Source organism: Rhizobacter sp. P3_B12 (genome assembly GCF_056402895.1).
The window spans coordinates 1-4,543 of the sequence record NZ_JBFUGN010000494.1 but is presented as its reverse complement, the minus strand read 5'-3'; the positions used below and the strand labels follow the sequence as shown (position 1 = coordinate 4,543).

General features: G+C 69.4%; 7 protein-coding genes. 2 read left to right on the top strand and 5 right to left on the bottom strand.

The window, feature by feature from the left end:
• The 5 genes from AC1D01_RS22100 to ybaK all read right to left on the bottom strand — a co-directional run.
• A partial coding sequence (locus AC1D01_RS22100; RefSeq protein ID WP_477870084.1) for an MCP four helix bundle domain-containing protein occupies window positions 1-458 on the bottom strand: 458 nt, incomplete at its 3' end.
• A 94-nt stretch (window positions 459-552) separates the two neighbouring features.
• Window positions 553-774 (bottom strand): hemin uptake protein HemP, encoded by a 222-nt coding sequence (gene hemP / locus AC1D01_RS22095; RefSeq protein WP_477870082.1) that lies wholly within the window; start codon window positions 772-774, stop codon window positions 553-555.
• A 74-nt stretch (window positions 775-848) separates the two neighbouring features.
• Complete coding sequence (locus AC1D01_RS22090) at window positions 849-1,208, bottom strand: RidA family protein (RefSeq protein ID WP_047505972.1); 360 nt, start codon at window positions 1,206-1,208, stop codon at window positions 849-851.
• A complete protein-coding gene (plsY, locus tag AC1D01_RS22085; protein ID WP_477870079.1) occupies window positions 1,205-1,906 on the bottom strand; it encodes a glycerol-3-phosphate 1-O-acyltransferase PlsY in 702 nt (233 codons plus the stop codon). The genes AC1D01_RS22090 and plsY overlap by 4 nt, the downstream gene beginning before the upstream one ends.
• A gap of 52 nt (window positions 1,907-1,958) precedes the next feature.
• Complete coding sequence (gene ybaK, locus AC1D01_RS22080; protein WP_477870077.1) at window positions 1,959-2,450, bottom strand: Cys-tRNA(Pro) deacylase; 492 nt, start codon at window positions 2,448-2,450, stop codon at window positions 1,959-1,961.
• A 145-nt stretch (window positions 2,451-2,595) separates the two neighbouring features.
• On the opposite strand from ybaK, the gene AC1D01_RS22075 reads away from it, so the two are divergent.
• The gene (locus tag AC1D01_RS22075) at window positions 2,596-3,609 is read left to right on the top strand and encodes an alpha/beta fold hydrolase (protein ID WP_477870075.1); all 1,014 of its coding nucleotides are present in this window, start codon (window positions 2,596-2,598) and stop codon (window positions 3,607-3,609) included.
• A gap of 4 nt (window positions 3,610-3,613) precedes the next feature.
• The coding region (locus AC1D01_RS22070; protein WP_477870073.1) for a thioredoxin family protein at window positions 3,614-4,543 on the top strand (930 nt) is incomplete at its 3' end.

Sequence of the window (4,543 nt, the reverse complement as noted above, 5' to 3'; positions counted from 1 at the left end):
TCCTTCAGCAGGTAGTTGCGCGCCGCGTCCGGCAGGTTGGCCTGCAGCAGCGTGACCACCTTCTGGCGCTTCTTGACGTAGGAGTCGCCGCTTTCCTGCAAGGCCTTCAGCAGCTCGTCGCCCTTCGGCGAGGCGCCGGTCGCGGCCAGCTTCTCGCGCAGCTGCGAGATCTCGCGCGTGGCCTCACTGACCTTCGTGATGTAGCCCTTGACCTCGGCCTCGTCGCCGACGGCCAGCACCGCGCTGCGCAGGTGGTTGGCCTGCTTGTTGACGGCACGGTCGATCTCGGTGGCCAGCGCGATCTGGCCGTAGCCCTCGCTGACGATCTCGGCCGTGGCCGCATTGATGGCGCGGATGCGCCACACCGACACGCCGGTGATCAACACCAGCAACAGGATCACGACGCCGAAACCCAGGCCCAGTCGCGTCCCGATCTTCATCCGGTTGACGAAATTCATGTTGTCTCCTGAATCGCCCGCGCAGCCTGGGCGGCTGCAACGGGATCAGGAGGCTATCGGCGCGGCCCGGCACCGACTTGAGTACGCGTGGACCCTATTTCGTCAGGATCAGCTTGCCGAGCGACGTTTGTCGCAGGCGGTACTCGATGCCGTGGTGGTCGATGATGACCAGCGTTTCCCCGGCGAAGACCGCATCGCTGGTGATGCAGCGCAGCGGCCCTGCCGCGCCGCCGCCGACCGGCTGCGCGCGGGAAGAACGGACGGGCGCCGCGGGCAAGGCCTGCGCGGCGGAGGACAGGTGGGTGGAGGTGTGCATGGCTTGCAGTTTAAATGCGAACCGTTCGCATCTACAAGCCCCCTCGTCCGCAAATCCCCTGCGCCGGCGAGGGATCAGACCTTCAGCGCCGCGGTGACGACGATCTCGATCCGGTAGGCCGGGTTCGCCAGCTTCGCCTGCACGGTGGCCCGCGGCGGGGCGTCGCCGGGGGCGACCCAGTCGTCCCAGACCTCGTTCATGCCGGCGAAATCGGCCATGTCGGCCAGGAAGATCTGGGCCATCAGGATGTGCGCGTTGTCGGTGTGCGCCTCGGTGAGCAGCCGGTCGACCATCGCCAGCACCTGGCGGGTCTGACCGCGGATGTCCTGCGTGGTGTCGTCGGGCACCTGGCCGGCGAGGTAGACCGTGCCATGGTGGATGGCCATGTCGGAATAGCGGTCCTCGACGTGGAAACGCCGTACGGCGTGGGTCATGGCTTGGCTCCGTGGTCGGAATGCTTGTGGGAGGAATGCTTGTGCGAATGCTCGGGCGGGTGCTCGGGCGGGTGCGCCGTGGCCGGCGCCTTCTTGCTGCCGAGCTTGCTCTCTTTGCCGGCGATCAGCTTCTGGATGTTGGGCAGGTGGCGCCAGACCAGCAGCAGGCTCATCACGACGATCGCGCCGGCGAGCGGGCCGCCGTCCCAGATCAGCAATTGGTAGAACGGCGCGAAGACCGCCGCCACCAGCGCCGCCAGCGACGAGTAGCGGAAGAAGCCCGCGACGATGATCCAGGTGAGCAGCGTCGCCGCGCCCAGCCACGGGTTGAACGCAAGCAGCACGCCGGCCGCGGTGGCCACCCCCTTGCCGCCCTGGAAGCGGAAGAACACCGGCCACAGGTGGCCGACGAAGGCCGCCAGCCCGACCAGCGCCACGGTGCCCTCGCGCAGCCCGAGGCGCGCACCGAACAGCACCACCAGCAGCACCGGCACGTAGCCCTTCAGCGCATCGAGCAGCAGCGTGAGGATGGCGGCCGTCTTGTTGCCCGAGCGCAGCACGTTGGTGGCGCCCGGGTTGCCCGAGCCGTAGCTGCGCGGATCGTTCAGGCCCATGGCCCGGCTGACGATCACGGCGAACGACAGCGAGCCGATCAGGTAGGCCGCGATTACGGCGGCAACGGTGTAGAGAGTCTCCATGGGGTCTTGGCCGCGGGCGCGGGGCGTGCGGCTGGCTGTTTCGGCTGGGCGCCTATTCTGCACCGGCGCACTGCACCGGCTTCGCCCCGAGCAGGCTCGTCAGCACGCCGGGCGCGATGCCGACCAGGTAGCCGCGCCGCCCGCCGTTGATGTAGATGCCGGGCAACTCGAGGATGCCGGCCTCCACGTAGACCGGCATCGCCTTGCGGGTGCCGAACGGCGAGGTGCCGCCGACCAGGAAGCCGCTGTGGCGCTGCGCCACCTCGGGCTTGCAGGGCGCGACCTTCTTCGCGCCGATCTGCCGCGCGAGGTTCTTCGTGCTGACCTGCCGGTCGCCGTGCATCAGCACGATCAGCGGCGCGGCGGTCTCGTCCTCCATCACCAGCGTCTTGACGACGTGGTGCTCGTCGACACCGAGCTGGCGCGCCGATTCGGTGGTGCCGCCGTGCTCGACGTAGTCGTAGAGGTGTTCGGTGAACGCGATGCCGTTCTTGCGCAGCAGTTGCGTCGCGGGGGTCTCGGAAGCGTGGTCCTTGCGTGCCATGCCCGCGAGTGTAGGGAATCGGCTCTGTATCACCGCGTATCCGGGCCGGACATCGACACGGCGCGGGACAAAACGGCGGCCTCCATGACACACCCCGGATACGTCGCGCCGGCTCAATGAGGCATCCCAACACACGAGGCCAACCATGTCCGAGAAGATCGATCTCCAACGCCGCCACCTGTTCGGTGCCGCCGCCCTCACCTTCGGCGCCGCGCAGCTCGGGCTGGCCACGCCCGCCATCGCGCAGACAGCGACCACCGCCTCGTTCGGCCCGCTGAAGCAGATCGATGCCGGCGTGCTGAGCGTCGGCTACGCCGAAGCCGGCCCGGCCAACGGTCCGGTCGTCATCCTGCTGCACGGCTGGCCGTACGACATCCACACCTACGTCGACGTGGCGCCGCTGCTGGCCTCGGCCGGCTGGCGCGTGATCGTCCCGTTCCTGCGCGGCTACGGCACGACGCGCTTCCTGTCGGCCGACACGCCGCGCAACGGCCAGCAGGGCGCCATCGCGCAGGACGTGATCGCGCTGATGGACGCGCTGAAGATCGACAAGGCGGTGATGGCCGGCTGCGACTGGGGGGCGCGCACCGCCTGCATCGTCGCGGCGCTGTGGCCGCAGCGCAYGAAGGCGCTGGTGTCGGTCAGCGGCTACCTGGTGAGCAACGTGCAGGCCGGCCAGCAGCCGCTGCCGCCGGCCGCCGAGCTGCAGTGGTGGTACCAGTTCTACCTGACGACCGAACGCGGCCGCCGCGGCTACGACGCGAACCGCCATGCGTTCGCGAAGCTGATCTGGCAGACGGCGTCGCCGCGGTGGCGTTTCGACGACGCGACCTTCGACCGCTCGGCCAAGGCGTTGGACAACCCCGACCACGTCGCGATCGCGGTCCACAACTACCGCTGGCGGCTCGGCCTCGCGGCCGGCGAATCGAAGTACGACGAGATCGAGGCGAAGCTGAGCACCGCGCCGCGCATCGCGGTGCCGGCCATCACGCTGGAAGGCGATGCCAACGGCGCGCCGCACCCGGAACCGTCGGCGTATGCCGGCAAGTTCAGCGGCCCGTACGAGCACCGCAACGTCTCCGGCGGCATCGGCCACAACCTGCCGCAGGAAGCGCCGCGCGCGTTCGCGCAGGCGGTGATCGACGTCGCCAAGGCATGAGCCGATGAAGAAGCTGACCCTGCTGGCGTTGCTCGCTGCCTGCCTCGCCTCACCGGCTGCCCCCGCGGCCGAGCCGCCGATGCCACGGCTCGACGGCGCCGTCGGCTGGCTCAACTCGCAGCCGCTGACGCTCGAGTCGCTGCGCGGCAAGGTGGTGCTGGTGGATTTCTGGACGTACTCGTGCATCAACTGCCTGCGCACGCTGCCCCACGTGCGGGCCTGGGCGCAGCGCTACGCGGCCCAGGGCCTGGTGGTGGTCGGCGTGCACACGCCCGAGTTCGCGTTCGAGAAGAACCTCGGGAACGTCGAGCGCGCAACGAAGGACCTGAAGATCGACTTCCCGGTCGCGATCGACAGCAACTATGCGATCTGGCGCTCGTTCCAGAACCGCGCCTGGCCCGCGTTCTACCTCGTCGATGCGCAGGGCCTCATCCGCCACCAGCAGTTCGGCGAAGGCGATTTCGACACAGCGGAGAAGATGATCCAGGCGCTGCTGAAGGAATCGGGCAGCGAGGCCGCCCGCAAGCCGGCGCCCTCGGTCGCGCTGGACACCCGCGGCATCGGCCTGCCGCCCGACATGGCGAACGCGAAGTCGGCGGAGACCTATGTCGGCTACCAGCAGGCGGAAGGCTTCGCGTCGCCGGGCGGCATCGTCCCGGATCGCAGCCACCTGTATGCGCCGGGCACGCCGCGGCTGAACGAATGGGCGCTGGCGGGCGAGTGGACGGTGCGGCCCGAGTTCGCCGAGGCGGGCCGCGCCGGCGGCAGCGTGGTGTACCGCTTCCATGCGCGCGACCTGCACCTGGTGCTCGGCCGCGCATCGGCCGGCATGCCGGTGCGCTTCCGGCTGACGCTGGATGGCAAGCCGCCCGGTGCCGACCACGGCGTCGACACCGATGCCGACGGCAACGGCGTGATCGACGCCGAGCGGCTC

Excerpts from the sequence above, each read along its gene's own strand:
- AC1D01_RS22090 (WP_047505972.1), bottom strand. The coding sequence starts at position 1,208 with ATGACCCACGCCGTACGGCGTTTCCACGTCGAGGACCGCTATTCCGAC.
- hemP (WP_477870082.1), bottom strand. The coding sequence starts at position 774 with ATGCACACCTCCACCCACCTGTCCTCCGCCGCGCAGGCCTTGCCCGCG.
- ybaK (WP_477870077.1), bottom strand. The coding sequence starts at position 2,450 with ATGGCACGCAAGGACCACGCTTCCGAGACCCCCGCGACGCAACTGCTG.
- plsY (WP_477870079.1), bottom strand. The coding sequence starts at position 1,906 with ATGGAGACTCTCTACACCGTTGCCGCCGTAATCGCGGCCTACCTGATC.